This is a genomic window from Colwellia sp. BRX10-3, from assembly GCF_014077505.1.
GTDB lineage: Bacteria > Pseudomonadota > Gammaproteobacteria > Enterobacterales > Alteromonadaceae > Cognaticolwellia.
Map to the genome: position 1 here is coordinate 1 of NZ_JACGWA010000012.1, position 26,760 is coordinate 26,760.

Genomic DNA, 26,760 nt, shown 5'->3' on the forward strand with positions numbered 1-26,760 from the left:
CTTGCTCTATGACTGCTAATTTAAAGCCCAACGTATAATCACGTTGTGAACGTTTGGTGCCTTTAGTAATTGAATTTTTCATTTTAAAGTCCTAAATGTGTAAACACATTTCAGGACGGGACAATAAAAACATAAAAGGCGAATCATTTCTGATTCGCCTTTTTAAGTTTCACAAACTTAATTAATTTTTCAAACTTAATTAAACCTTCACAAACTTAATTAATGGATGACAGATGACACTAGTCTTGGTAACTAGAAACCGGAGGGCAACTACAAATCAAATTTCTATCCCCATATACATCATCAATACGGTTAACCGTTGGCCAAAATTTATTCTTTGCTGCTGCAGGCACTGGGAATACGGCTTCTTGAATCGTGTAAGCTCGATCCCAAGGTGCTGTAATATCCGCTAGTGTGTGTGGTGCGTTGTGAAGTGGGTTATCTTCGCTTGTCCACTCACCTGACTCAACTTTGCGTACTTCGCTGCGAATTGACACCATGGCTTCAATGAAACGGTCAAGTTCTACTTTTGACTCAGATTCAGTTGGCTCAATCATAAACGTACCCGCTACTGGGAACGACATAGTTGGCGCATGAAAACCGTAATCTATTAAGCGTTTGGCGATATCCACTTCAGTAATACCTGATTCCGCTTTAAGTGGGCGTAAATCGATAATACATTCGTGCGCTACTCGGCCATTTTTTCCTGCATATAAAAGCGGGAAGTGTTGGCTAAGTTTTGTCGCTATATAGTTGGCGTTAGTAATGGCGTATTTAGTTGCATCAGTAACACCTTTTTTACCGAGTAAGGCACAGTAAAGGTATGAGATACATAATATACCAGCACTGCCGTATGGTGCTGCTGAAACGGCGCCATTACCTTGGGTGTTTTCGTTAACGTTAATGAGTGCATGGTCAGGTAAAAATGGTGCTAAGTGCGATTTAACGCCGATAGGTCCCATACCTGGTCCGCCACCACCGTGTGGAATTGAAAACGTTTTGTGTAAGTTTAAGTGTGAAACGTCAGCACCGATAAAGCCCGGTGATGTTAAACCTACTTGTGCATTCATGTTCGCACCATCAAGATAAACCTGACCGCCGTGCTCGTGAACTATGTTACAAATTTCAGCAATCGTTGTTTCATAAACACCGTGTGTAGACGGGTATGTGATCATGATACAAGATAGGTTGTCAGCTAACTCTTCTGCTTTCGCTTTTAAGTCGGCCATATCAACGTTACCGGCTTTGTCACAAGCAACCACTACTACCTTCATGCCAACCATTTGCGCAGACGCTGGGTTAGTACCATGGGCAGATGAAGGAATTAAACAAATATTACGATGTGCATCGCCGCGACTTTGGTGATATTTGTGAATAGCGATAAGGCCAGCGTACTCGCCTTGTGCACCTGAGTTTGGTTGCATTGATATGTTGTCGTAACCGGTAAGTTCTATTAACCAATCACCCAACTCGTCAATCATTTGCTTGTAACCTTGTGCTTGGTCAACAGGGGCAAATGGATGCATGTTGGCAAATTCAGGCCATGATACTGGGATCATTTGCGCTGTAGCATTTAATTTCATGGTACAAGAGCCCAATGAAATCATGGAATGATTCAAGGCTAAATCTTTGTTTTCTAATTTTTTGATGTAACGTAGCATCTCAGTTTCACTGTGATACGAGTTAAATACGGGGTGCGTTAGAATGGCTGACTCACGCTTTATTGTCGCAGGAATTGACGAATGACCTGAGTCGATAATTTTCTTATCAAGTACTGCTACGTCTAAACCATGCCCTTCGCCTAATAAAATATCAAACAAGGTTTGTACGTTTTCACGCGTGGTGGTTTCATCTAACGAAATGCTGATTTGACCGTCAACATCAGTGCGGAAGTTAACGCCAGCCGCTAATGCACGTGCAACAATTTCATCTTTATTACTAACGTTGAACGTTAAGGTATCAAAGTAGTTTTTATGAAGTGCTTGTAAGCCATTTGTTGCTGTACCTAAACATAAAATATCAGCAAAACGGTGAATACGTTCAGCAATAATTTTTAAGCCTTTAGGACCATGATAAACCGCGTAAAACGCCGCCATGTTAGCTAATAACACTTGTGCTGTACAAATGTTTGAGTTGGCTTTTTCGCGGCGAATATGTTGCTCGCGCGTTTGCATTGCCATACGCAGTGCTGGGTTATCACGCGTGTCTTTCGATACGCCAATAATACGACCAGGTAATGAACGTTTGTATTTTTCAGAAGTAGTAAAAAATGCAGCGTGAGGTCCGCCGTAGCCCATGGGCACACCAAAACGCTGAGTTGAACCGATAACGGCATCAGCACCTAATTCACCTGGTGCTTTTAATAGCACTAAGCTCATAATGTCGGCAGCAACGGCAACAATACCTTTTTTGTCATGCACTTTAGCAATTAAGTCGCTAATGTCGGTAATTTCACCACTGGCACTTGGGTATTGTAATAATGCGCCAAATACGTCGTGTTCTACCACTTCGCCAGCAGGTGCTACAACGATGTCGAAATCAAACATTTCGGCACGTTGCTTAACTAAATCGATAGTTTGTGGGTAAACGTCGCTTGAGATAAAAAACAAGTTTGATTTCTTATTTTTTGAAACACGCTTCGCTAATGCCATAGCTTCAGCAGCGGCTGTGCCTTCATCAAGTAATGACGCCGACGCTAGGTCTAAACCTGTTAGGTCGATACACATTTGTTGGAAGTTTAATAAAGACTCTAAACGACCTTGGGCAATTTCTGGTTGGTAAGGCGTGTATGCCGTGTACCAGCCTGGATTTTCTAACACGTTACGTAAAATAACGTTCGGTGTAAGTGTGCCATAGTAACCTAAACCAATATATGTCTCGTTTACTTTGTTCAAGCTTGCCACTTTTTTTAAGTCAGCTAAGGCTTGTACTTCAGTTTTGCTTTCTTCGATAGCCGGTAAATCAGCTAAACGAATATCACTTGGTACGATTTCGTCGATAAGAGCATCGACAGATTCAGCACCAATATCTTTGAGCATGGCTTGCGTTTGCTCGGCATTTGGACCGATGTGACGTCGAATAAAATCTTGTCTTTGCTCTAGTTCAGTCAAAGATAAAGAGTCATTATATTGAGTAGTCATAAAACAGCTTCACTTAGTATTTAAACATAATATAAAAGAAAGCCTCGGTATTCAGCAGAATCTTCGAGGCTTAAAAAGCTTTTCGTAAACAGTTTGTTATTTAGACAAGGCGCTAAAGTTATGAGTCTTATGAGCTTAGTGTACTAAGTGATTTAGACGAATAACAAAAGCAACGCAGTATAAAGACAAAATGTGCCCGAAAATTAGTCTTCGTCGATCGAATTTGCATAACCTTCGGCATCTAGTAAGTTTTCTAACTCACCTTCGTCTTCAATTTTTAATTTGAATAACCAACCGTCACCAAACGCGTCTGAGTTGACTAGTTCTGGTGAATCTTCAAGATCTTCATTCACTTCAATTACTTCACCGGTTAACGGTGCGTAAATGTCTGAGGCGGCTTTTACAGATTCTGCTACTGCAACGTCGTCACCAGTACTTACTGTGTCGCCAACCTCAGGCAATTCAACAAATACCATATCGCCTAAAAGGTCTTGTGCGTGTTCAGTAATACCGACAGTAACGACACCGTTACCTTCGTTACGTACCCACTCATGTGATGTTGCATATTTTAGTTCTGAAGGAATGTTGCTCATTGTTTTTTTCCTAGTCTGTATTTTTAAATTCGGTTTAAATTACTATAGTATGAAGCTTGCTTGAGTAAAGCATCCATACTATAGCTTAAATTCTCAGCATTTTTAATAGGGTTTTACCGCTAACTAATGAAAGTTAGCGTCGAGTAATTTGTTTAAAAAACTTTTTTGCCGTTACGTACGAAGCTTGGCTTAATTACTTTCACGTTAACGAGCTTTTTACGCATTTCAACTTCTACTGTGCTGCCTAGTACTACACTGCGTGGTACACGTGCCATAGCGATACTGTGACCTAAAGTTGGAGAGAAAGTACCTGAGGTAATAATACCTTCGCCTGCTTCAGTAAGTACTTTTAAACCAGTGCGCAATACGCCTTTTTCTTCCAGTACTAAACCCACCAATTTAGGTTGGTCGCCAGCTGCACGTTGTGCTGCTAATGCTTCACGACCGTTAAAGTTACGATCTTCTGGTTCCCAGCTAATGGTCCAAGCCATGTTAGCCGCTAATGGCGAAACACTTTCGTCCATGTCTAAACCATAAAGGTTCATGCCAGCTTCTAAACGTAAAGTATCACGAGCACCTAAACCACAAGGTTTAACACCAGCATCTAGCAATTGTTGCCAAAGGTCAGCCGCTTGGTCAGCCGGTAAAGCGATTTCGTAACCGTTTTCACCTGTGTAACCAGTTGTGGCAATAAATAAGTCGCCCGCTTGTGCTGAGAAAAATGGCTTCATGCCATCAACAGCGGCGGTTTGCTCGGCATTAAGTAACGTGGCTACTTTAGCTTTAGCTTGTGGGCCTTGCACGGCGATCATGGCAAATTCTGGACGTTCGGTAATGGTTACGTCAAAGGTTGCTGCTTGTTCGTTTATCCACGCTAAGTCTTTTACGCGAGTCGCTGAGTTAACCACTAAGCGGTAATCTGTGTTAGTGAAGAAGTATACGATTAAGTCATCGATAACACCGCCTTCAAGGTTACACATGCCGGTATAAAGTGCTTTACCTGCAATGTCTAACTTGGCTACGTCGTTAATCACTAAACGGCGTAAAAATGCTTGTGCATCAGCGCCTTGAACATCAACAATTGTCATGTGTGAAACATCGAACATACCAGCGTCTGTGCGCACCGCATGATGTTCTTCAATTTGAGAACCATAGTTGATCGGCATTTCCCAGCCGTAAAAATCAACCATTTTGGCGCCAGCTTCTATGTGCTTAGCATGTAATACTGTTTTATTTGTCATCGTACGTTTCACTCACGTTAGTTGTTTTACCTAAGTTTTCAGCGCTTAAAAAAAGCGTAATAACTAAACCTAGGATAAAGACGGAAGATTTACAAAAAGTGGCAAAGATTATAGCCCTGAGTGGCTGTTGATTCAACAGATAAGAAAGCAATTTTAAAATTTTAAGCAGACTAATTAAGCTATTCAAAATTATATTTTCAAAACATCACATTTTGAAAATATAATTCCTTGAGCGCATAAAAAATAAGCCCGTAGCAAACTAAAATTTTATATCAATTAAAAGAATAAAAACAACTATTTTCTCAACTGGCCAATTTGTTATTGGCTGATTGAGAGAAATAGCGTTTTTCTTGACTTAATGGTCAATAAAAATGAGGTAATTAGCGTGAAACTACCACTAATTTTTGTGTTTCGACATTTTATGCTGCACTTGTTGAAAACGTGCTTTAGACAATTCTGGTAAATTGGCTTTGAACCCTAATGCTTGATTAATCATTAACGCTTTTGCAGGTTTAATATGGTTAAGCAACGACATGCCCAAGCCGCGAAACAATTTAAACACGCTTTGCTGAGGCGTAAAGGCTTGTTTAATAGCCTCCATAGCGGCGATCATTTCTGCTGCTTCACTTTTGCGCCAGCGGGCAAATTGTTGTAACGATTTATCACTATACCAAGCGTTGTCATCAACCATGCCATTCGCTTGTGCTTTATTAAGTTGCTCGGCGATAGCTTGTGATAACGCGGCGGCATCGAGCAAGCCTAAGTTAACGCCCTGCCCAGCTAACGGGTGAATAGTATGAGCTGCATCGCCTACCAATACCATACGGCCTTTAACAAACTCTTGGGCAAAGCGCATGGTTAACGGATGTGTAAATCGCTCACTGACTAATGTTACTTGCCCGAGCTTACCATCGCTAGCCGCAGTAATTTCTTTACCAAAATCATCGGCAGAAATGCCGCTTAAGCGAGTAGCCTCTTCAGGGCTTGTTGACCAAACAATAGAACATAAATCATGTTGATATAAAGGTAATAGCGCTAGTGGCCCAGTGTCTAAAAATACTTGCCATGCTGTATTTTGATGGCCTTGCTGACATTTAACCGTAGCAACAATGCTATGGTGATCATAATCTCGAAACGTTAACGGCACGTTCATTTGCTTACGCACCCAAGAATTTGCACCGTCTGCGCCAACTACTAATTTTGCCACTATCGGCATAGGTTGGGTGTTGCTGTTGGGCTCAAAGGTGGCAAATACTTCGTTATCGCTAGGGTTTAATTGCTGAAGTTTATTCTCGGTGAAAAACTCGATACCACTGTCTTGTGCCGCTTTTTGCCAAAGAGCATTGCGAATAACTTTATTTTCAATAATAAAACCTAATTGCTCTGGGGCATTTCCTACTGCTGAATGGCTAACATCTTTTAGTGCAAAATCAAGCTGTCCGTAACCGGCTTTATCCCAAATATGCATATCGTGATAAGGCTGTGCGCGTTGGGCAATAATGTCTTGCCAAACATTAAGGTTGTTGAACATTTGCTGACTGGCGGCATTAATAGCGCTCACCCGAACTTCAGGTTCATCGCTCAGTGTGTCAACCGCTGTGTTATCAACAATAGCAACGCTAAGCTCGCTTTGTTGGCGAATAGCAAGCGCCAGCGTTAAGCCAACCATACCGCCACCCACAATTAACAGATCAAATTTTTGCATTATTTGTCACATTCATTTTTTTCATATTTATTTTTATTTCTAATAGCCCATCGTTTTCTTAACTAGCGCATTTTTCAAGGCTGGAAAATAGTTTACTACTTTTAAGCCAATATTACGCCCTGCCACCAATGGCGGTAACGTATTCGAAAATAAAGTAACTAAAGAGTCAGTTAAGCTAATCACTTGTTTTTGGTCTTGCTTACGCGACTCGCCATATTGCATTAAACTGGCAAAAGCGCCGATATCTTGTTGCTGCGCTAAAGCGTTTTTGATCACCTCAGTCATGTCACTCACATCACGCAGTCCTAAATTAAAACCTTGCCCGGCAATAGGATGAATGGTGTGTGAAGCGTTACCAATTAAGGCCATACGATGATAAACCTGTTCGGTGGCTTGTACTAACTTTAACGGATAAATTACCCGTTTACCGACTTGGGTAATATTGCCAAGCCAATGACCAAATGATTGTTCTAACTGTTGAGCAAATTCGTTATCTGATAAATTTACCATCTGCTCAGCCAGTTCTGGTGTTAGGGTCCACACTAATGAGCAACGCCCCGCACTATTATGTATCGCACTGCTAATTATAGAGCTATTTGGTTTAACACTGCTTAGCTTAGCACTTGAATTTGGCGCAGCCGACAAAGGCAGCATGGCAATTGGACCGGTTTCGGTAAAGCGTTCGTAGGCAATGTTATTATGATGAATAGATGTTGCAACATTGGCTATTAAGGCTGATTGCTGATAATCACGAGTGGTGGTGGCAATGTTAGCAAACTGTCGACATGGCGACTTTGCGCCATCGCAGGCAAGTAATAAAGCTGCAGATAATTTCAAACCTGAGCTTAACTCAACATTAACCTGTTCAGCTTGCCATTTTACATCGCGAATACTGTCAGGCGTAAACCAAGTCACATTATTTTTAGTCGCTAAAGCTTTGAGAAAAGCGCCGCCAATATTAGACATTTCAGCTACATAACCCAGTGCAACAACACGATGATGCTGGGCATAAAGCCGAGCTTTGCCATAAAAGCCACGATCTGAAATATGAATGTTATTAATTGGCTCAGCATGATGTTGTAAATATTGCCATGCCCCAACCCTAGCTAGATAGGCAGCACTGCCGTGTGACAAGGCTAATACACGATCATCAAAACTAGGTGATGGCTCAGTTAATACGGGGTTAGCTTCAACAATAGCTATTTTTAATGGTGTTTGCTGGTGATCGACTAACGCGGATAAGCTCAATGCCATTAAGCTACCAGATAAACCGCCACCCGAAATTATCACATCAAAGTGCTGGGCGGTATTAGCCGTATTATTGGCGTTTTGGCTAGTTGAGCTTTGACTATTTGAACTCTGTGCGCTCTTATCCATCGTTAACCTATTAATGTGGTTTTAATTAGCGTATTACTTACCGAATCACCATTCGAAAAATAACGCTAACCTTATCGTGATTTACTTCGCTTCTTTTGTGTTTTGATAACGCTGTTTTTTATTTAAATACGTTTACTTTATTTTTACTCTGTATTTTCACTCTTTTTAGAACTGGGCGTTTACTGAGTAGTTAATTACATTTTAACTACAAATCAATGTGCCATAACCGCTTCAATATCAGCAATTGTTTTTGGCGCATTAACAGTTAGGTTTTCAAAACCTGTTGCGGTGACTAATATATTGTCTTCAATGCGTACGCCAATACCACGCCATTTTTCATCAACACTTTTATCACTGTTCGGAATGTAAATACCCGGTTCGATAGTCATTACCATTCCGGCAACAAAGGCCCGTAATTGCTCACGTTTTGAGCTGGCATGGTAATCACCAACATCATGAACATCAAGACCTAACCAATGTCCAAGACCATGAATAAAATATTTTTTGCAGGCTCGCTGGGCTAATAATACGGTTAAGTTCCCCTTTAGAATGCCTAAATCATATAAACCTTCGGTAAGAAAATTACAAACAATACGGTTGAGCTCAGCAAGGGTTTGTCCAGGTTTTATCGCGGCAATGGCTAGGTTTTGGCTATCTAGCACTAACTGATAAATAGTACTTTGTTCAGGACTAAACTTACCATTAACCGGAAATGTACGAGTGATATCGGCAGCATAGCCAGCTAACTCGCCACCCGCATCAATCAGTAATAAATCACCGTTATTTAGCACTTCATCATTGTCGGTATAATGTAAAATATTGGCATTATCGCCACCTGCAACAATTGAACTATAAGCTGGATAACGCGCACCATTAGTGGCAAATTCGTGCAGCAATTCTGCTTCTATTTGATACTCAAACTTACCCGTTTTAGTTTGTTGCATGGCTCTTTGATGCGCAGCGCCACTGATAATATTTACTTGCCGCATTATATCAAGTTCGGCATTTGATTTATGTAAACGCATTTCATTTAATATACCACTGCAATCGATCAAGGTAGTTGGCGCTTTAACACCGGTACGAGCAGCCTTTCTGATTTCAGCTAACCAATTGAGTACCTGTTGCTGAAATTCATTCTGCTCATGTTGACAAATTAACACCGCCGTTTTGCCAGTAATTAAGGGTAATAGTTGCTCATTAACTTCAGCTAAGCTAAAGCAGTTATCAAATTTATATACTTCTATAGCTTGTTTTTGACCTACGCGTCGTCCATGCCAAACTTCTTGTAGACTGTCTTTTTCGCGGGAAAATAAAACACTGCGCACTGATGCTGATTTATCACCTTTTATTAATGCCAAAATAGCATCGGGTTCGTTAAAGCCGGTAAGATAATAGAAATGCTTACTTTGGCAAAACGGATATTCGGTGTCATTACTGCGTGTAACTTCCTTACCTGCAGAAATTAACGCTATGCTATTTTCTGGCATTTGCGCAATAAAATCATTTCTACGCTGATAAAATTCAGCAACAGGTAATAAGGTATGTTTGATCATGGTTATCAGTTTACTTTTTATTGTGAATTATTATCGCTAACGTGCTTTAGTCAGAAAACGCTAGTGCAAAGTCTCTTTTTTATCTTGTTGCGCTGGTGGTGCACCTAATTCAGTAAAACAAAGTAAAGCGGAAATTCTGACATATTCGGCAATTTCAAAATACGCTTGCTCTGTAGCTTCATTTTCTTCCATTTCGTCAGACAAGTTAGCAATTTCACCAAAGTCTACCAACACTTCTTTAACATCGTCAGATAACGCAGCGTTTTTTGTTTGTTGTAAACCAAAGCCTAAGTTAAAGCCTTGTACCCACTTACCTAATGCGTGTCCGCGTTCAATAATTGAGTCGTCGTCATCTGGCAGCATTAATTGAAAGCCGTATGAATCATCAAGAATATGCTGCCAAATATCACTGTAAATGTCTTTTACTAAGCTTTTAATTACTGCGGGTAAACCTTCAGCGTTATTGAGCATATCGTTAACCATAGCGATATAGTCGCTACTTTCAAATTCAAAGCCTGCAGAAATTAAACCGGTAAGCACTCCATGAATTTCAGCGGCATGTGCTTCAATACCTTCGCTGGTTAAAATCGCTTGTACAGAGGAAAAATCTAAAGAGGTGCTATCAGCCATAAAAATATAAATTCAATCGGGGGTATATTGCTAGCTATCTTAACATTGGCATAGCCTTGATTCCAGAAAAAACCATAGAGATCACTTGCATAGTGCAACACTCATCGTTATAGTTCCCCTTTATGGCGTACTAAGTTTGGTGTTCATTACTTTTCTTGGTATTTCAAGCTAGTAGCACAATATTTTGAGCTGATGGCTCAATAAATTTAAATAATGCATTGAGAATAACCGCGCAATGAGCCAACACACAGTAACCATAAATGTTGCCAGCAAACGACTAAAAGTCGCTTGTCCTGCTGGCCATGAATCGGCGTTACTGCAAGCAGCGGATGAAATAAACAAACGTTTAGAGCAAGACGCCAAGAAAAACCACTCTTCAAAAACCCCTGAACAATCACTGGTGATGATGTCATTAAACCTTGCCCATGATTTGCTTCAAGCCCGCAATGAACTCGAACAAGAACGCGAGAAAATGCAAAGTAAAATTGAATTACTGCAAGCCACCATAGAACAAGCGGTAAACCGTACCAAAACAGCCTAGTTACCTACCTATTATTCAACACAATTTCAAAAATTGCATTTTCGTTTAAAGAAACTTCAATTCGTTCAAGCATTAACCAATCAGGTCTTACAAGTGATAAAAGACTTAATTCGGCTAGCATTATTCGCTATAATGACTCTGACTTCTGGGGTGTTTGTATGTGAACTATGTCCCTGAGCCGATAAGTTTTACCTAAGGATGTTGATTATTAGCTATTGTGCAAGCCCGGCTCGTATCGGGAAGCCTACGGTTAGAATGATACGTCCGCCCTGAACACCCGGTGTTCAGGACAAATGTGAACTGCGGCACCTTGGAAGTCACTTCTATCAGCCTCATTATAATTCCACTGCATATCAATAATATATATTACAGCCCGCAGCAAAAATGCATATCGGATTTTAGCACTTAAAAATCATAGTATTAACACCTTTACACCATGAACAACTGCACATAAATCGTTAGATGTGATTTAACAATTGTCAGCCTAAATATCGTCGTAAAACGAAAGGAAGCACAGCAGTAATCAGATGTAATTTTGACTACGAAATTTCGCAAAGCACTTTCCTTTATCTAAAAATGTATAGATCTCATTTACATGTTGATAATATACTTATTACAACTAACAACACCTCGACCTAAGCTGCTCTGACTTAATGCCCACACAAAACAAAGCTGATATAAAAAGCACTATTTCAACCTTAAAAAGTGAGCTGCAAGCGACTAATGATGAGCCTATTGGTATTTTCGACTCAGGCGTGGGTGGTTTATCTATCGCTCAATGCATAAATCAGCAATTACCCAATGAAAACTTACTCTACGTTGCCGATACCTTACATGCGCCTTACGGTGAAAAGTCGGCTGAGTTTATTCAGCAACGCGTTAATGAAATTGCCCAGTGGTTTATTAAACGTAAAGCCAAAGCAATTGTTGTTGCCTGCAATACCGCCACTGTTAATGCTATAGACCAACTACGTAAAAATATTTCAATTCCTGTTATTGGTGTAGAGCCTGCCATAAAGCCTGCGGCAAATTTAAGTAAAAACAAAAAAGTAGCGATATTAGTGACTAAAGCTACGGCTGAAAATCAACGTTTTTTAGCTTTAGTGACACAATATAGTAATAACAGTGAAGTTATAATCCAACCCTGCCCTGGCTTGGTTGAGCTTATTGAGCAAGATATGAAAAATTCGCCTGAGTGCAAATTAATGCTCACAACCTATTTAATGCCTTTGCTCGAAAAAGGTGTAGATACTATTGTGCTAGGTTGTACACATTACCCGTTAGTAAAAAACTTAATTGGTGAAATTTGTGGTGACAGCGTAATGGTCATGGAAACAGCACAACCTGTAACTGAGCAATTACAAAGACAATTAGCGTTACATAAACTCGTTAACCTGAGCAATAACTTAGGTACAACTACATTTTATAGTTCAAAATATAGCCCAACACAGCGAGCGCTTTTTACTCACATTTGGCAAGGCCCATTAATTCTAAATTCTTATCCCTAATCTAGTATTTACAGATGTTTATCTCTGAAAAATTTAATATCTGCCGAGAGTATGACTATCATTAAAGACGTTTAGACATCTAGGCGTAAATAATTCTAGAAAAACGCTTGCTAAACAGTTAGAATATCGCCATTAAAGACTAATACCAAATAAGCGGTTAACGCTAAGTGACTTATTTAAAAGTCCAATTGGTATAAGATTGTTTTTCAGTTAATTTTTACGAGGGTTTATGTCTACACACCTTTTTACTTCTGAGTCAGTGTCAGAAGGACATCCAGATAAAATAGCCGATCAAATTTCTGATGCGGTTTTAGATGCTATTATTGCCAAAGACAAAAATGCACGCGTTGCTTGTGAAACTATGGTAAAAACTGGTGTTGCTATTATTTCAGGTGAGGTTTCCACTTCTGCTTGGGTAGATTTAGAACAAATTACCCGTGACGTTATTTCTGAGATAGGTTATACATCTTCAGATGTTGGTTTTGATGGCGCAACCTGTGGCATTATGAATTTAATAGGTCAACAATCACCAGAAATTGCTCAAGGTGTAGATCGCGTTAAGCCAGAAGACCAAGGTGCTGGTGACCAAGGTTTAATGTTTGGTTATGCAACCAATGAAACCGAAACCTTAATGCCTGCGCCATTATACTACTCTCATCGTTTAGTTGAACGTCAAGCAGAAGCGCGAAAGTCAGGTATTTTACCTTGGTTGCGTCCTGATGCAAAAAGCCAAGTTACCTTTATTTATGAAGATAACAAGCCTGTTGCTATTGATACAGTTGTATTGTCAACACAACATAACCCTGATATCAAACAAGAAGACTTGCACGATGCGGTAATGGAAAACATTATCAAGCATGTTTTACCTGCAGAATTGTTAACTAAAGACACTAAATACCATATCAACCCTACTGGCCGTTTTGTTATTGGTGGCCCAGTGGGTGATTGTGGTTTAACCGGTCGTAAAATTATTGTTGATACTTATGGCGGCATGGCTCGTCATGGTGGTGGTGCTTTCTCTGGTAAAGATCCATCAAAAGTCGATCGCAGTGCTGCTTATGCAGGTCGTTACGTTGCTAAAAATATTGTTGCGGCTGGCTTGGCTGATCGCTGTGAAATTCAAATATCTTACGCCATTGGTGTTGCTGAACCGACCTCAATATCAATTGATACTTTTGGTACGGGTAAAGTATCTGAAGAGCGCTTAGTTGAAATTGTACGTGAACATTTTGACCTACGCCCATACGGTATAACTAAAATGTTAGATCTGCTTCACCCTATGTATAAGCAAACAGCTGCTTATGGTCACTTTGGTCGTGAACCATTTGAAATGACCGTTGGCGATGATACCTTCACAGCATTTAGCTGGGAAAAAACGGATAAAGCGGAGGCACTTCGCCTGTCAGCTGGTATCTAATAAAATGTTTATTTAACAAAAGCCGCTCATTGAGCGGTTTTTTTTTGTTTATGGATACTGCCAAAGATAAATAATACCAACTTTTTTCTCACCAACAATTGAATTTACTGTTTAATGCCCTTATCTACAGGCTATATTAGAAATTGTAATCAATAACATAATCTGGCACAAAACATTAGCCTTTCATCAACATTAGCCTTAGCGCAGACAGTTAATGTAATACCAATTTGATTAATGAACAGCTCATTTTTACTGGTTAAAATTAAAATCTATAGCGTTATAAAATTTATATGTAGAATAACTACTTATTAAATTTAATGCTTTGTATTTATCCATTTTTACTGATGAAAAAGTAGCTCACTTAATCAGTCAAATTAATATAAACTCAATAAACGAATAGCAGATTACTAAATATGGATAACTTTTATGCGTAACCCTCGTATTTACCAAGCACAAGCATTTGAAGTTGGCCAAACACAAGCATTAAATGAAGACGCTTTTGGACATATTGTGCGAGTATTACGTCTTAAAGACGGCGATGACATTACGCTATTTAATGGCATCGCAGAGCAACAAGGGTATTTCGAGTATCAAGCAAAGCTTTGTAATGTAAATAAAAAACATGCCGATGTAGAAATTATTGCTAAAAATCTCATCGAAAACGAATCACCACTCAACATTCATTTAGCGCAAGGTATTTCACGTGGCGAGCGCATGGACTTTACCCTGCAAAAATCAGTAGAGCTAGGTGTTAATACGATTACACCTATTTTTACTGAACGTTGTAATGTAAAACTCAGTGGCGAGCGTTTAGAGAAAAAACATCAGCAATGGCAAAAAATAGTCATCAGTGCTTGTGAGCAAAGTGGCCGATGTACGGTCCCTATTGTTGCAGCGCCCATTTATTTAGATGATTGGTTACAGCAAGAAAGTACCGCATTAAAGCTAAATTTACACCCTAAAGCCCAACACTCGATTATGAGTTTACCGATTGAAAATCAACGGGTTCGATTATTGATCGGGCCAGAAGGCGGTTTAAGTAACAATGAAATTGCTCGTGCTAATACGGCTGGTTTTCACGACGTATTACTTGGGCCTAGGGTATTAAGAACAGAAACTGCAGCCTTAACCGCGATTACAGCATTACAGTGTCGTTATGGTGATTTAACTTAACTTAGCGTTAAGTTAAATCACCCTCAATAACGGTTAGCAGAATTTAACGGCTTGGCGCATGTAAACAATGCAATGGCATTTATCAAAATATAATATTTAGGACAAACACATGAGCATAAAAATTGGCGTTGTTATGGACCCTATTTCTGAGGTCAAGGTAAAAAAAGATTCTTCAATGGCGATGATGCTTGAAGCGCAAGCGCGTGGTTATGAAATTTACTACATGGAAATGCAAGATCTCTATTTAGAGCAAGGTGTTTGTCGCGCAACAGCAGCAAAAGTTAGAGTATTTGACGACACAGAACATTGGTATGAGTTAGATGAACGAGAAGACATCAACGTTGCTGATTTAGATGCGGTATTAATGCGTAAAGATCCGCCGTTTGACACTGAATTTATTTATGCCACTTACATGTTAGAACGTGCTGAAGTTGCCGGTACCTTAATTGTTAATAAGCCGCAAAGTTTGCGCGATTGTAACGAAAAATTATTTACCGCTTGGTTTCCAGAATTAACCCCGAAAACATTGGTGACACGTAATAACCAAAAAATTCGAGAGTTTCATAAAGAAAACAAAGACATTATCATCAAACCTCTGGACGGAATGGGCGGCTCATCAATTTTCCGTATCGGTGAAAATGATCCTAATGTTGGCGTAATTCTAGAAACATTAACTGCGCATTCGACACAATATGCTATGGTTCAAGAGTACCTTCCAGAAATCGTTGACGGTGATAAACGTATATTAATCGTGAATGGTGAACCAATGCCTTACTGTTTAGCCCGCATTCCTGCACAAGGAGAAACCCGAGGTAATTTAGCCGCAGGTGGTCGTGGTGTAGCACGGCCATTAAGTGCTAGTGATAAACTTATTGCTGAAACTATTGCTCCAGAATTGAAAAAACGCGGCTTATTTTTTGTTGGTTTAGATGTTATTGGTGACAAAGTCACTGAAATTAATGTTACTAGCCCAACTTGTATTCGCGAAATTGAAGCAGCATACCCGATAAATATTAGCGGTAAATTAATGGATGCTATCGAGCAAAACATTAAAAAACGCTAATTTAATCCTTTTAGTATTAGATGCTAAAGGCAAATTACCTTTAGCGTATTTCTTCTTGATTATTAAGGTATATTTATGAATAGTTTTGAAAATCAACTTTTGATTGCTATGCCCAATTTAGACGACTCCTATTTTAATAAAACGGTGACTTATATCTGCGAGCATAACGCGGAAGGGGCGATGGGTTTGATCATAAATCTTCCTATCAACATCACCTTAAACGAATTATTAACCCAAATTGATGAAGATAAAACTGAAGCACCTGAGTTAGACCAACAAGTATTAACCGGCGGCCCAGTATCACAAGACCGCGGTTTTGTTTTACACAGTACGCAAACTGGTTGGAATAGCTCTTTGGCGTTAACTGATGACGTGATGATCACCACCTCAAAAGATATTTTAATGGCACTTGGTACAACACAAGCACCGAAAAAATTTATGGTCACGCTTGGTTATGCAGGTTGGGGACCCGGCCAATTAGAAGAAGAAATTAAAGCTAACTCTTGGCTACTAACTCCTGCTGACGGCGATATTATATTTAATACCCCTATTGAACAAAGATGGAAAAAAGCCACTGAAAAGTTGGGCATTGATATGGCGCATTTATCCAGTGAAGTTGGGCATGCATAATGGCGAGTAAAGCAACGGTTGGCGAACGTACAATACTGGGTTTTGATTTTGGCAAAAAATATATTGGTGTTGCTGTGGGTCAAGAAATAACCGGCTCAGCTTCGCCTTTAGGCTCAGTTAAAGCACGTGATGGCATTCCTGATTGGGATGGCATGACTAAGTTTATCAACGAATGGCAACCCGACTTCATTGTTGTAGGTTTACCACTAAATATGGACGGCAGCGAGCAGCAGCTAACACACGACGCTAAAAAGTTTGGTAACCGTGTATCTGGGCGTTTTGGCCTCAAAGTTGAATTTCAAGATGAACGTCTAACAACGGCTACCGCTAAAGAAGCCTTGTTCGCTGAGGGTGGTTACCGTAATCTTAAAAAAGATAATATCGATGCAGCATCGGCAAAATTAATTATAGAAAGTTACTTTGAAAATCAATATTAAGCGTATAAATTTTGATAAAATCGTTCAGTTATTAGTAATGCCAATGTTTTGTTTATCTTGGCTTACGCCCTTACCTAATATTACGAGTATTTAATGGATATTTTTACCCTTATTAGTCCATTGATTATTGTAGGCTTTATCGGCTTTTTACTGGCTAAAAGTGGTTGGTTTAACAAAGCCCAAGTTGATACCTTAACTAAATTTACCTTTAATCTCGCCATTCCAGCTTTTTTATTTCAACAACTAGCTAATGCCGATATGAGCAAAATAGATTTAAATATCTATAGTGCCTTTTATTTGCCGTTATTATTGGTGTATGCCTTAGCTTGGGCAATAAACTATTATTTTCATAAACATTTAAAGCACGATCTTCCTGCCTCGGCTGTTTACGCCTTTGGCGCTGGTTATTCAAATAATGTTATTGTTGGAATGCCTATTGCCTTAATGGTGCTAGGCGAGCAAGTGCTTCCAACAATATTTCTTGTCATCAGTTTACATAGCGCGCTGTTAATTGGCATAACCAGTGTATTAGCGGTTAATATTGCAGAGTTTAAATGGCGGATATTTATCAAGCAAACCTTTAGCAACCCATTATTAATTGCCATAACGGGCGGTTTTATCATTAATTTACTGGCGATAAAGTTGCCAATAGTAATTAACAACAGTTTGTTATTGTTAGGTAAACCAGCGATTACATTGGCATTGTTTTTACTTGGCGCCTCGCTTGCCTTTTATAAAATACGCAGTGAAGTTAAGTTTATTGTTACTGCCAGCGTAATAAAATTATTACTTTTACCAAGTATTATCCTGTTAACTAGCCACTTTATATTTCAGTTTTCGGCTATCACTACCATGACTTTAGTTATTTTAAGCGCAAGCCCTACTGGGGTAAATGCTTATTTAATTGCAAAACAACATGGTAAACATCAAGAAACCATAGCTGGAATAGTGGTTGTTACTACCCTAATGTCTATTATTTCTATTCCGCTATGGATATGGGGCTTGTCGAGCGTATTTAGCTTATAAAGCCGCTTGTCTATTACACTAAAATGGGTTCAGAGTATAACCTTGGTTTTGTAAAACGCTATGAGCTGTCATTGCAGATAATGCCATTTGAACGCCAGGCTCTAACATTTCATTGCTAATACCGTGGTACGCTGCAGATTGGCCACAGACATAAATCGTTACTTGGTTTTTCATTAAATCTTGCAGCAGTGCAGTATTGGCATTTTTCTGTTGATGTTTTTCTTGGTACAACTGCCCTTTTAGTAAGTCAAACCCTGCTTTACCGTGAACGACTAGCGCTAAATTAATATTTTTTGCCGGCACACCATTCGCTACATGCATATTGATAAAACGCGCTAGCTTTTCAATTTTTGTATTAACAGCACCAATTTCACTTTGCTTGACAAGGTCAAAAGCGACTTTAAAGGTACTGTTTTTATCAAAATTAAAATCTTGCTGTACTTTGGCATGCTTACCATAGTTTTTGATAGCGGGTCCTGACATAAATTTATCAGCGCTCGCGGTTGCCATATTAGCGGTAATTAAAGCTAAGATGATCATGATAAAACGTATTCTTGATAACATTGGATTGTCCTTTTATTGTCTGTAAATAATTTTATGAGCTGAAGCTTACTAGTAATAAAGAAATTGCTTCAAGTTTAATTTTAACCAATAGAGTAATATATTTATAAGTTACTGAGATGGCATATAATGGTCATATAATGTTAGTGAACAAAGAAGTCACTGCTTAAAAACAAAAAAGCATGCCGATATAAGCATGCTTTTTAGTATTTACTGACTTCAGTGACCTTAGTCTTCTTTCGGCGCTAAACCATCAATAGTTACACCGGACAACGAGCCTGTACCACCTTGATCATTACTACGCAATTTGATCATCAAGCGTAAATCATTAGCTGAATCAGCATGATGCAATGCATCAGCGTAATTAATAAGACCTTGTTGATACAAATTAAATAATGCTTGATCGAAAGTTTGCATACCTTGATCAGTAGATTTTTCCATTACCTCTTTAATACTTCCGACATCGCCTTTTTTAATTAACTCGCCTACATAAGGCGAATTAAGTAAAATTTCAATCGCGGCTAAACGACCATTTCCATCTCGCGTAGGTATTAATTGTTGAGCAACTATGCCGCGAAGATTTAACGCAAGATCAAACAGTAACTTACCATGCTGCTCTGCTGGAACTAAATGCATAATACGGTCAATAGCTTGGTTGGCATTGTTAGCATGCAGGGTCGCAATACATAAGTGACCTGTTTCGGCAAAACTCAGCGCATGCTCCATGGTTTCTTGGTTACGAATTTCACCAATCAGTATAACGTCAGGGGCTTGGCGTAAAGAGCTTTTTAGTGCGGCGTCAAAACTTTCTGTATCTAGTCCTACCTCTCGTTGCGTTACCATACATTTACCGTGCTCATGAACAAACTCGACAGGGTCTTCTATGGTCAGAATATGACCACGAGAGTTATTATTTCGATAGCCAATTAACGACGCCATTGAAGTTGATTTACCTGTACCCGTGCCACCAACAAAGAGCAGCAAACCACGCTTTGACATCACCACATCTTTTAATACCGAGGGTAAACCAAGATCATCTACATTGGGTATTTCGGTAACAATACGGCGAATAACCATACCAGCCATATCTCGTTGCCAAAAAGCAGAAATACGAAATCGACCAATGCCGTCAATCGAAATCGCGAAGTTACATTCTTTTTCTTCGTCAAACGCAAGCCTTTGTTTTTCAGACATAGAATTATGTACTAAGCCTAAAGATTCATCAGCCGATAAAACTTTATCGTCAATAGGGACAAGTTCACCGTTAATTTTTGCACTTACGGGCAACTTAGCCGTAACAAACATATCTGATGCTTCATGCTGCACCATTTTTTGTAATAAATCGTGAAAATTCATTTAATTACCCTTTGCTTTTTTCGATACTAATAACCGGTAAACTGGTTTTTATCTTGTGCTTTGTCCATCGCATCTTGTCTGGTGATCATGCCGCGACTGATAAGGTTTTGTAAACATTGATCCATCGTTTGCATACCATGAGACATACCGGTTTGAATAACAGAATACATTTGGGCAATTTTATCTTCACGAATAAGGTTACGAATGGCCGGTACACCCATCATAATTTCGTGTGCAGCAACACGTCCTCCACCTACTTTTTTCACCAGTGTTTGAGAAATTACTGCACGTAATGATTCTGAAAGCATTGAGCGCACCATGGCTTTCTCTTCACCTGGGAATACATCAATAATACGGTCAATGGTTTTTGGCGCTGAGGTTGTATGCAAGGTACCAAAAACTAAATGGCCAGTTTCAGCGGCGGTCATTGCTAATCGTATGGTTTCTAAATCACGCATCTCACCAACCAAAATAACATCGGGATCTTCACGTAATGCTGAGCGTAATGCCGCGCTAAAACTTAAAGTGTCGCGATGAACTTCACGTTGGTTAATCAAACATGAATGATTTTGATGAACAAATTCGATAGGATCTTCAATGGTTAAAATGTGATCATGTTTGGTTTTATTTATGTGATCAACCATAGCCGCTAGCGTGGTTGATTTACCAGAGCCTGTCGGTCCAGTAACCAAAACTAACCCACGAGGAAGCATAGATATATCTCTAAAAATATCAGGGCAACCTAAATCGTCTAATGATAAAATTTTACTTGGAATGGTACGAAATACGGCTGCAGGGCCACGGTTTTGATTAAATGCATTTACCCTGAAACGCGCTAGGTTTGGTACTTCAAAAGAAAAATCGACCTCTAAATTTTCTTCGTACTCTTTGCGTTGGCGGTCATTCATAATATCATAGACCAAAGCGTTAACATCTTTTTCGTCAAATGCTGGTATATTTAGTTTACGTACGTCACCATCGACGCGAATTGACGGCGGTGTACCCGTTGATAGATGTAAATCTGAAGCATTATTTTCCACACTAAATGCTAGTAATTCGGTAATATCCATACAAACCTCTGAGTATAATTAATAATTAACTAACAACTGAATAAGTCATTGAGAACTGAAATAAACAATATGATTGCTATTAAAGATAATATTGCTGCTGTAGAACTGCAAATTTCTTCTGCTTGTCAACGTGCTAATCGCAACGCTGATGAAGTTACTTTGCTTGCAGTTAGTAAAACTAAACCTATTAAAATGCTCGAGCAAGCTTATGATGCTGGGCAACGAAATTTTGGCGAAAGCTATGTACAAGAAGCAGTGGATAAAATTACCGCTTTGCAAAATAAAACTGATATAACGTGGCATTTTATTGGCCCAATTCAAACGAATAAAACCAAGTTAATTGCCAGCCATTTTTCGTGGGTACACAGCATAGATAGAATTAAAGTTGCAAAACGCCTTAACGAGCATAGGTCTGATCAAGATACCCCGCTAAACATTTGTTTACAAGTGAATATTAGTCGCGAATTAAGTAAATCAGGGGTTTTACCCCAAGACCTTCCTGCGCTACTTGCTGTTATCGAAACTTGTGACAATTTATGTTTACGCGGTTTGATGGCAATTCCAGAAAAAAATGCTTCTCAAGCCAGCTTTATACAGATGCAAACCCTGTTCATTGAGCTTAAAAAGCACTACCCTACCATGGACACATTATCCATGGGCATGTCGGGCGATTTACAACTGGCAATTAATGCCGGCTCAACCTTAGTACGCATTGGTTCAGCAATATTTGGTGCTAGAAGTTAAACAAAGCCTAGAGCTCGAAACCAAGTAAATGTACAGACAAAATTAAGTAGTATATTAATACTAAGACATAAGTAGCATACAGCTAACAATAGCCCCCAGCTTACAATTTATTTAAAAATTTGATATTTGAGCTGCGACTAAATATCGAATGACAATACTGATAGGAAAATTATGAAAAAAATAGCTTTTATCGGCGCAGGCAACATGAACGGCGCAATTATTTCTGGCCTTATAAACGGTGGCTTTAATCCTGAGCATATTATAGTGTCGAACCCTTCAGCAGAAAAGCGTTTGGCTCTGCAAGCAGCACACAACATTAAACAAACACAATGTAATATTGAAGCGACAACTTTTGCTGACGTTATAGTGCTTGGCGTTAAGCCTTACCTTATTGAAGAAGTTTGCCAAAACTTGGGTGAAAGTATCGATATTAGCGATAAATGTTTTATCTCTGTAGCAGCAGGATGCACCATTCAACAAATTGAACAGGCGCTAAATAAACCCTGTACGGTGATCAGAACCATGCCAAACACCCCTTCACAACTTGGTTTTGGCGTGTCGGGGCTTTTTGCTAACGAACATACGACTACTGAAGAAAAAGCCTTTACCACATCACTTATGGAGTCTGTCGGCATTGTTAAATGGCTCACCTCTGAAGAGCAGATCGATCATATTATTGCCGTTTCAGGCTCAGCCCCTGCCTATTTTTTCTTATTTATGGAAGCGATGCAAAAGCAAGCCATGGCATATGGTTTTAGTGAGCAAGATAGTCGAGATCTAGTGCAACAAACGGCACTAGGTGCAGCTAAAATGGTGATTGAAAATAAACTGCCCATTGGCAAACTACGGGAAAACGTAACTTCTAAAGGCGGTACAACTCAAGCAGCACTTAAATCTTTTATTGATGGTGGTTTGGAACAGCTAGTATCCAATGCGATGAATTGTGCTGTAGATCGCGCTAAAGAAATGGCGAAAAATGGTTAATAGTATTACTATCAACTTACTTGAAGTATCAAGCATTTTAAAAGTCAGTAACGCACTGATTATTTTAATTTTTTATATTATTAGTTTTAATTTTGGAGTTTTAGATGGAAGCAATTAATTACTTGCTTAAATTTGCCTTTGACACATTTCTTATGATTTTAGTGTTGCGAGTATGGTTACAACTTGTTCGCGCTGATTTTTACAATCCACTAAGTCAGTTTATTGTAAAAGTAAGTAATCCATTAGTTATCCCATTACGCCGTATTATTCCGAGTGTTGGTGGTGTTGATTTAGCGACTGTTGTTTTAGCCTACGTTTTCGCTAGCTTAACTTTTATTATAATCCCATTAATTAATGGCGGCCCAATTGATATTATTTCGGCTTTGTATTTAGGCTTGATTTACCTCATTAAGCAAACCGGTGTATTGCTGTTTATTATGATGCTTGTAATGGCGATAATGAGCTGGGTAGTGCAAGGTTACAACCCTACTCAAATGATATTTAATCAACTTACAGCACCAGTTTTATCACCGATTAGACGCATAGTACCAAGTATTGGTGGACTCGATTTATCAGTGCTTATCGCCTTTTTGTTATTGAATGTGATTAATATTTTACTTGGCGGTTGGGTGCCATATTGGGCGATGCTATAGCCGTTATTTTATCCTAATGAGCATCGTCGTATATACTTAACAATAACGACATAAATTATAAGGTCAAAAATATGAAAAACATTACCAATAAGCTCGTGTTAATAGGTTTTTTAGCGCTGTCATTTATCGGTTTCGTTAATGCTGAAAACATGAAGAAAATGAACGATATCAATGTACATTATATCGCTTTAGGTTCCACTTTTTTAACACCTGAAATTGCTAAAGCTTACGGTATTGAACGTAGTCGTTATAAAGGTTTAATTAATATTTCAGTGCTTGATAATACACAAGCTGACCATAAGTCAAAAACGGTAAATATTAATGGCAGAGCGCGTAACGATGTTGGGCAAATTAAATCCTTAGATTTTATGGAAGTAAAAGAAGGCGATGCTATTTATTATTTAGCACAAGTCAGTTATACCAACGAAGAAACCATACACTTCGATATTACTATCACTGATAAAGGCAGGCAGCATAAGTTAAAGTTCTCGCAAAAGTTCTATGTAGATTAGAATTACCTTGATTAGGTGGAGATACACATAATACTGTTCTCAGTAAAATTTTATTGATAAAGAACGCCACTTATTTAAATCCATGTGAGCGTGGCAAACCGTATCTCCTGAACATCGCCGCTTATTCACATCCATGTGAGCGTGGCATACTGTTCGTCCTGAACATAAACGGCAATTAATTTGCCGTTTTTTATTGCCTGAAAATTGAAATTTTAATAACTATTGATATGCTAAGATTAACCACGCTACTTGCCTTAGGAGCAAATAAATAGTTTAGCGGCATAATTACTATTGCGTACTGCAAAATTCAGTGTTTGTTGCTCCCTCTTTGCAGCAGATTAAGGTATTATGCGCGCCATTGTTTTAATTAATTTATCAAGTCACTTATTTATTTGTATAGAGACTTGGTTAGTGGCTTATTTACCTTAAATATTTAAGCGCGTAATTTAAAAAGTAAAAGGTGTTTGCATGACCACTATCGTATTAGCAACAGGTAATAAAGGTAAAGTTAACGAATTAGCAAGTTTGTTGGCTGCACATAATATTGAGATTAAGCCACAAAGCGAATTCAATGTTGGTGATGTTGCAGAAACAGGTACCACCTTTGTTGAAAATGCGATTATAAAAGCGCGTCATGCCGCAAAAATTACTGGCCTACCCGCTATTGCTGATGATTCTGGTTTAGAAGTTGACGCATTAAACGGCGCGCCCGGCGTTTATTCTGCACGCTTTGCTGGTGAAAACGCTAGCGATGATGACAATACCAACAAGCTTTTAAGTGCGCTAGAAAATGTTGATAATAAGCAGCGTACTGCTCGTTTTCATTGTGTGCTGGTTTATATGCGTCATGAAAATGATCCAACTCCGCTAATTTGCCATGGCGTGTGGCAAGGTACTATCGCTAGAGAAAAAATAGGCGAGCAAGGTTTTGGCTACGACCCAGTGTTTTGGCAAGCTGATCATCAAATGACATCGGCACAATTGCCAAGAGATTTAAAAAACCAATTGAGTCATCGCGGCCAAGCACTGCAAAAAATTGTCCCACAGCTTTTATCAGTATTAGCTTAAGATGTTAATTGCGCCGCCACTTTCGTTATATATTCACATACCTTGGTGTGTTGAAAAATGCCCTTACTGTGACTTTAACTCTCACGCATTAAAGCATGCGATTCCTGAACAAGACTACATTGCCCAGTTACTGCTTGATTTAGACAGCGACATGGAGCGTTTTAGTTTAGATAAAAGACCCTTGCATTCAATTTTTATTGGTGGCGGTACGCCAAGCTTATTTTCAGCTCCGGCTATCGACCAGCTATTAACTGAGGTGTTACAACGCTTTGAGCATAAAGCGGATATTGAAATTACCTTAGAAGCTAATCCTGGCACCGTTGAAGCAGAAAAGTTTATTGGTTTTTTTAATGGTGGTGTTTCAAGATTATCAATCGGAGTGCAAAGTTTTGCCTCTGATAAATTAATTAAGCTAGGTCGTATTCATGATAGCGAACAAGCTAAAATAGCGGCAAATTTAGCCAGTGAATGTGGCGTAAAAAGCTTCAATCTCGATTTAATGCATGGCTTGCCGGAACAAACAGTCGCCCATGCACTTGATGATTTAAAAACCGCTATTAGTTTACATCCGAGCCATATTTCCTGGTATCAATTAACCATCGAACCTAATACAGCGTTTCATTCTCGGCCACCAAAATTACCGCAAGATGAAGTACTTTGGAATATCCAAGACCAAGGTATTGCCTTACTAAACCAAGCCGGATATCAGCAATATGAAATTTCAGCCTACGCTAAACCTGAATTTCAATGCCAGCATAACCTTAACTACTGGAAGTTTGGTGACTACCTCGGTATTGGTTGTGGTGCGCACGGTAAAATTACTGATGTTAATAAACAAACCATTCACCGTACGGTAAAAGTAAAACATCCAAAAGGATATTTAGATACCAGCAGAAAAGCACTTGATAAACTGCATACGGTAACGGCTGAAGAATTACCCTTTGAATACATGATGAACCGTTTGCGTTTATTTTCTGGTTTCTCGCTCGATGAATATCAAGCGTTTACTGGTTTAAGTATCGACAGTGTTTTACCTACTTTGTTAAAAGCTCAAGATAAAGATCTAATGGAATTTGATGGCACACTTTGGTCAGTCAGTAAGCTTGGCCACCGCTACCTTAACGATTTATTAGAAATGTTTTTATAGCTTATGATTAAAAATACTCTAGCAGATAAACTTAATGATCAAATAATCAGTAAACCGAATGACGACGGTTTTACGGAAGACGCTTTGTCTGAACACGCCTTTTGTGAACTTGATATTAAGTTTATGCGCCGCGCTATTGAACTAGCAAAAGTTGCCGACAGCCATAATGAAATACCTGTTGGCGCTGTAGTTGTTTGTAATGGTGAAATTGTGGGTGAAGGTTTTAATCAATCGATCATGAATAACGATCCTTCAGCGCATGCAGAAATGATGGCCATTCGTGATGCAGGTAAAAACTTACAAAACTATCGTCTGCTCGATTGCACCCTATACGTTACGCTTGAGCCTTGTCCTATGTGTGCAGGTCTTTTGGTTCACAGCCGTATCAATCGTTTAATATTTGCCAGTGAAGATTTAAAAACAGGCGCTGCAGGTAGTGCATTTTCATTATTAAATCATGAAAAGCATAATCATCAAGTGACTGTAAAATCCGGTCTCTTAGACGACGAGTGCAGCACAATGTTGTCAACTTTTTTTAAACGTAGAAGAGCGGAAAAAAAAGCAGATAAACAAGCCAGAAAGCAGACCAATCGGGTGCAGTAATAGGGTTATAACAAGCAAATGTATATAT

The 26,760-nt window shown here is 39.1% G+C and carries 25 protein-coding genes and 1 other RNA gene; 16 read left to right on the forward strand and 10 right to left on the reverse strand.

The annotated features are described in order from the left end of the window. Positions 1-239 precede the first annotated feature (239 nt). From gcvP to H4J38_RS14485, 7 genes are all read right to left on the reverse strand, one after another. Complete coding sequence (gene gcvP, locus H4J38_RS14455; RefSeq protein WP_182132750.1) at positions 240-3,140, reverse strand: aminomethyl-transferring glycine dehydrogenase; 2,901 nt, start codon at positions 3,138-3,140, stop codon at positions 240-242. Positions 3,141-3,343: 203 nt separating this feature from the next. Continuing rightward, positions 3,344-3,733 (reverse strand): glycine cleavage system protein GcvH, encoded by a 390-nt coding sequence (gcvH, locus tag H4J38_RS14460; RefSeq protein ID WP_182132752.1) that lies wholly within the window; start codon positions 3,731-3,733, stop codon positions 3,344-3,346. Between the two features lie 152 nt (positions 3,734-3,885). Then, positions 3,886-4,974 carry a glycine cleavage system aminomethyltransferase GcvT gene (gene gcvT, locus H4J38_RS14465; RefSeq protein ID WP_182132754.1) on the reverse strand — a complete coding sequence of 363 codons (1,089 nt, stop codon included), beginning with the start codon at positions 4,972-4,974 and terminating at the stop codon, positions 3,886-3,888. Positions 4,975-5,371: 397 nt separating this feature from the next. Continuing rightward, on the reverse strand, positions 5,372-6,679 hold the full coding sequence (locus H4J38_RS14470) for a UbiH/UbiF/VisC/COQ6 family ubiquinone biosynthesis hydroxylase (RefSeq protein ID WP_182132756.1): 1,308 nt from the start codon (positions 6,677-6,679) through the stop codon (positions 5,372-5,374). Positions 6,680-6,718: 39 nt separating this feature from the next. Next, positions 6,719-8,056, reverse strand: a complete 1,338-nt coding sequence (gene ubiH / locus H4J38_RS14475; protein ID WP_182132758.1) for a 2-octaprenyl-6-methoxyphenyl hydroxylase — start codon at positions 8,054-8,056, stop codon at positions 6,719-6,721. A 212-nt stretch (positions 8,057-8,268) separates the two neighbouring features. Then, positions 8,269-9,609: a Xaa-Pro aminopeptidase gene (gene pepP / locus H4J38_RS14480; protein WP_182132760.1), complete on the reverse strand. Its 1,341-nt coding sequence runs from the start codon at positions 9,607-9,609 to the stop codon at positions 8,269-8,271. Positions 9,610-9,669: 60 nt separating this feature from the next. Continuing rightward, positions 9,670-10,239, reverse strand: coding sequence for a UPF0149 family protein (locus H4J38_RS14485; protein WP_182132762.1), 570 nt, complete (start codon positions 10,237-10,239; stop codon positions 9,670-9,672). 235 nt (positions 10,240-10,474) lie between these two features. On the opposite strand from H4J38_RS14485, the gene H4J38_RS14490 reads away from it, so the two are divergent. The 9 genes from H4J38_RS14490 (at position 10,475) to H4J38_RS14530 (ending at position 18,034) form a co-directional block, all read left to right on the forward strand. Next, a complete protein-coding gene (locus tag H4J38_RS14490) occupies positions 10,475-10,780 on the forward strand; it encodes a cell division protein ZapA (protein ID WP_182132764.1) in 306 nt (101 codons plus the stop codon). Between the two features lie 139 nt (positions 10,781-10,919). After that, positions 10,920-11,101: non-coding RNA, 6S RNA (ssrS, locus tag H4J38_RS14495), on the forward strand. Positions 11,102-11,433: 332 nt separating this feature from the next. Continuing rightward, positions 11,434-12,288, forward strand: coding sequence for a glutamate racemase (murI, locus tag H4J38_RS14500; RefSeq protein ID WP_220465568.1), 855 nt, complete (start codon positions 11,434-11,436; stop codon positions 12,286-12,288). Between the two features lie 229 nt (positions 12,289-12,517). Continuing rightward, entirely contained in the window at positions 12,518-13,705 is a 1,188-nt protein-coding gene (gene metK, locus H4J38_RS14505) for a methionine adenosyltransferase (RefSeq protein WP_182132766.1), read from the forward strand. Between the two features lie 426 nt (positions 13,706-14,131). After that, positions 14,132-14,878, forward strand: a complete 747-nt coding sequence (gene rsmE, locus H4J38_RS14510) for a 16S rRNA (uracil(1498)-N(3))-methyltransferase (RefSeq protein ID WP_182132768.1) — start codon at positions 14,132-14,134, stop codon at positions 14,876-14,878. A 109-nt stretch (positions 14,879-14,987) separates the two neighbouring features. Continuing rightward, positions 14,988-15,941, forward strand: a complete 954-nt coding sequence (gshB, locus tag H4J38_RS14515) for a glutathione synthase (protein WP_182132770.1) — start codon at positions 14,988-14,990, stop codon at positions 15,939-15,941. 75 nt (positions 15,942-16,016) lie between these two features. Then, on the forward strand, positions 16,017-16,571 hold the full coding sequence (locus H4J38_RS14520) for a YqgE/AlgH family protein (protein ID WP_182132772.1): 555 nt from the start codon (positions 16,017-16,019) through the stop codon (positions 16,569-16,571). Next, the gene (gene ruvX / locus H4J38_RS14525) at positions 16,571-17,008 is read left to right on the forward strand and encodes a Holliday junction resolvase RuvX (RefSeq protein WP_182132774.1); all 438 of its coding nucleotides are present in this window, start codon (positions 16,571-16,573) and stop codon (positions 17,006-17,008) included. Before H4J38_RS14520 ends, ruvX begins: the two co-directional genes overlap by 1 nt. A gap of 93 nt (positions 17,009-17,101) precedes the next feature. After that, on the forward strand, positions 17,102-18,034 hold the full coding sequence (locus tag H4J38_RS14530) for an AEC family transporter (RefSeq protein WP_182132776.1): 933 nt from the start codon (positions 17,102-17,104) through the stop codon (positions 18,032-18,034). Positions 18,035-18,052: 18 nt separating this feature from the next. On the opposite strand, the gene H4J38_RS14535 is transcribed toward H4J38_RS14530, so the two are convergent. The 3 genes from H4J38_RS14535 to H4J38_RS14545 all read right to left on the reverse strand — a co-directional run bounded on the left by H4J38_RS14535 (position 18,053) and on the right by H4J38_RS14545 (position 21,021). Continuing rightward, complete coding sequence (locus H4J38_RS14535; protein ID WP_182132778.1) at positions 18,053-18,598, reverse strand: DsrE family protein; 546 nt, start codon at positions 18,596-18,598, stop codon at positions 18,053-18,055. Positions 18,599-18,823: 225 nt separating this feature from the next. Continuing rightward, positions 18,824-19,951, reverse strand: coding sequence for a PilT/PilU family type 4a pilus ATPase (locus H4J38_RS14540; RefSeq protein ID WP_182132780.1), 1,128 nt, complete (start codon positions 19,949-19,951; stop codon positions 18,824-18,826). Positions 19,952-19,977: 26 nt separating this feature from the next. Continuing rightward, positions 19,978-21,021: a type IV pilus twitching motility protein PilT gene (locus H4J38_RS14545; RefSeq protein WP_182132782.1), complete on the reverse strand. Its 1,044-nt coding sequence runs from the start codon at positions 21,019-21,021 to the stop codon at positions 19,978-19,980. A gap of 69 nt (positions 21,022-21,090) precedes the next feature. On the opposite strand from H4J38_RS14545, the gene H4J38_RS14550 reads away from it, so the two are divergent. The 7 genes from H4J38_RS14550 to tadA all read left to right on the forward strand — a co-directional run bounded on the left by H4J38_RS14550 (position 21,091) and on the right by tadA (position 26,732). Beyond that, the gene (locus tag H4J38_RS14550) at positions 21,091-21,765 is read left to right on the forward strand and encodes a YggS family pyridoxal phosphate-dependent enzyme (protein WP_182132784.1); all 675 of its coding nucleotides are present in this window, start codon (positions 21,091-21,093) and stop codon (positions 21,763-21,765) included. Positions 21,766-21,936: 171 nt separating this feature from the next. Next, a complete protein-coding gene (gene proC, locus H4J38_RS14555; RefSeq protein WP_182132786.1) occupies positions 21,937-22,749 on the forward strand; it encodes a pyrroline-5-carboxylate reductase in 813 nt (270 codons plus the stop codon). Positions 22,750-22,853: 104 nt separating this feature from the next. Continuing rightward, entirely contained in the window at positions 22,854-23,402 is a 549-nt protein-coding gene (locus H4J38_RS14560; RefSeq protein WP_182132788.1) for a YggT family protein, read from the forward strand. 71 nt (positions 23,403-23,473) lie between these two features. After that, entirely contained in the window at positions 23,474-23,914 is a 441-nt protein-coding gene (locus H4J38_RS14565; RefSeq protein WP_182132789.1) for a DUF4426 domain-containing protein, read from the forward strand. A 468-nt stretch (positions 23,915-24,382) separates the two neighbouring features. Next, on the forward strand, positions 24,383-24,982 hold the full coding sequence (locus tag H4J38_RS14570; RefSeq protein ID WP_182132791.1) for an XTP/dITP diphosphatase: 600 nt from the start codon (positions 24,383-24,385) through the stop codon (positions 24,980-24,982). Between the two features lies 1 nt (position 24,983). Continuing rightward, complete coding sequence (hemW, locus tag H4J38_RS14575; RefSeq protein ID WP_182132793.1) at positions 24,984-26,129, forward strand: radical SAM family heme chaperone HemW; 1,146 nt, start codon at positions 24,984-24,986, stop codon at positions 26,127-26,129. 123 nt (positions 26,130-26,252) lie between these two features. After that, positions 26,253-26,732 (forward strand): tRNA adenosine(34) deaminase TadA, encoded by a 480-nt coding sequence (gene tadA / locus H4J38_RS14580; RefSeq protein ID WP_404842623.1) that lies wholly within the window; start codon positions 26,253-26,255, stop codon positions 26,730-26,732. Positions 26,733-26,760: the final 28 nt, after the last annotated feature.

What these genes read in the sequence shown, in the direction of transcription:
- gcvP (WP_182132750.1), bottom strand. Translation starts at nt 3,140, where the DNA reads ATGACTACTCAATATAATGACTCTTTATCTTTGACTGAACTAGAGCAA.
- gcvH (WP_182132752.1), bottom strand. Translation starts at nt 3,733, where the DNA reads ATGAGCAACATTCCTTCAGAACTAAAATATGCAACATCACATGAGTGG.
- gcvT (WP_182132754.1), bottom strand. Translation starts at nt 4,974, where the DNA reads ATGACAAATAAAACAGTATTACATGCTAAGCACATAGAAGCTGGCGCC.
- H4J38_RS14470 (WP_182132756.1), bottom strand. Translation starts at nt 6,679, where the DNA reads ATGCAAAAATTTGATCTGTTAATTGTGGGTGGCGGTATGGTTGGCTTA.
- ubiH (WP_182132758.1), bottom strand. Translation starts at nt 8,056, where the DNA reads ATGGATAAGAGCGCACAGAGTTCAAATAGTCAAAGCTCAACTAGCCAA.
- pepP (WP_182132760.1), bottom strand. Translation starts at nt 9,609, where the DNA reads ATGATCAAACATACCTTATTACCTGTTGCTGAATTTTATCAGCGTAGA.
- H4J38_RS14485 (WP_182132762.1), bottom strand. Translation starts at nt 10,239, where the DNA reads ATGGCTGATAGCACCTCTTTAGATTTTTCCTCTGTACAAGCGATTTTA.
- H4J38_RS14490 (WP_182132764.1), top strand. Translation starts at nt 10,475, where the DNA reads ATGAGCCAACACACAGTAACCATAAATGTTGCCAGCAAACGACTAAAA.
- murI (WP_220465568.1), top strand. Translation starts at nt 11,434, where the DNA reads ATGCCCACACAAAACAAAGCTGATATAAAAAGCACTATTTCAACCTTA.
- metK (WP_182132766.1), top strand. Translation starts at nt 12,518, where the DNA reads ATGTCTACACACCTTTTTACTTCTGAGTCAGTGTCAGAAGGACATCCA.
- rsmE (WP_182132768.1), top strand. Translation starts at nt 14,132, where the DNA reads ATGCGTAACCCTCGTATTTACCAAGCACAAGCATTTGAAGTTGGCCAA.
- gshB (WP_182132770.1), top strand. Translation starts at nt 14,988, where the DNA reads ATGAGCATAAAAATTGGCGTTGTTATGGACCCTATTTCTGAGGTCAAG.
- H4J38_RS14520 (WP_182132772.1), top strand. Translation starts at nt 16,017, where the DNA reads ATGAATAGTTTTGAAAATCAACTTTTGATTGCTATGCCCAATTTAGAC.
- ruvX (WP_182132774.1), top strand. Translation starts at nt 16,571, where the DNA reads ATGGCGAGTAAAGCAACGGTTGGCGAACGTACAATACTGGGTTTTGAT.
- H4J38_RS14530 (WP_182132776.1), top strand. Translation starts at nt 17,102, where the DNA reads ATGGATATTTTTACCCTTATTAGTCCATTGATTATTGTAGGCTTTATC.
- H4J38_RS14535 (WP_182132778.1), bottom strand. Translation starts at nt 18,598, where the DNA reads ATGTTATCAAGAATACGTTTTATCATGATCATCTTAGCTTTAATTACC.
- H4J38_RS14540 (WP_182132780.1), bottom strand. Translation starts at nt 19,951, where the DNA reads ATGAATTTTCACGATTTATTACAAAAAATGGTGCAGCATGAAGCATCA.
- H4J38_RS14545 (WP_182132782.1), bottom strand. Translation starts at nt 21,021, where the DNA reads ATGGATATTACCGAATTACTAGCATTTAGTGTGGAAAATAATGCTTCA.
- H4J38_RS14550 (WP_182132784.1), top strand. Translation starts at nt 21,091, where the DNA reads ATGATTGCTATTAAAGATAATATTGCTGCTGTAGAACTGCAAATTTCT.
- proC (WP_182132786.1), top strand. Translation starts at nt 21,937, where the DNA reads ATGAAAAAAATAGCTTTTATCGGCGCAGGCAACATGAACGGCGCAATT.
- H4J38_RS14560 (WP_182132788.1), top strand. Translation starts at nt 22,854, where the DNA reads ATGGAAGCAATTAATTACTTGCTTAAATTTGCCTTTGACACATTTCTT.
- H4J38_RS14565 (WP_182132789.1), top strand. Translation starts at nt 23,474, where the DNA reads ATGAAAAACATTACCAATAAGCTCGTGTTAATAGGTTTTTTAGCGCTG.
- H4J38_RS14570 (WP_182132791.1), top strand. Translation starts at nt 24,383, where the DNA reads ATGACCACTATCGTATTAGCAACAGGTAATAAAGGTAAAGTTAACGAA.
- hemW (WP_182132793.1), top strand. Translation starts at nt 24,984, where the DNA reads ATGTTAATTGCGCCGCCACTTTCGTTATATATTCACATACCTTGGTGT.
- tadA (WP_404842623.1), top strand. Translation starts at nt 26,253, where the DNA reads ATGCGCCGCGCTATTGAACTAGCAAAAGTTGCCGACAGCCATAATGAA.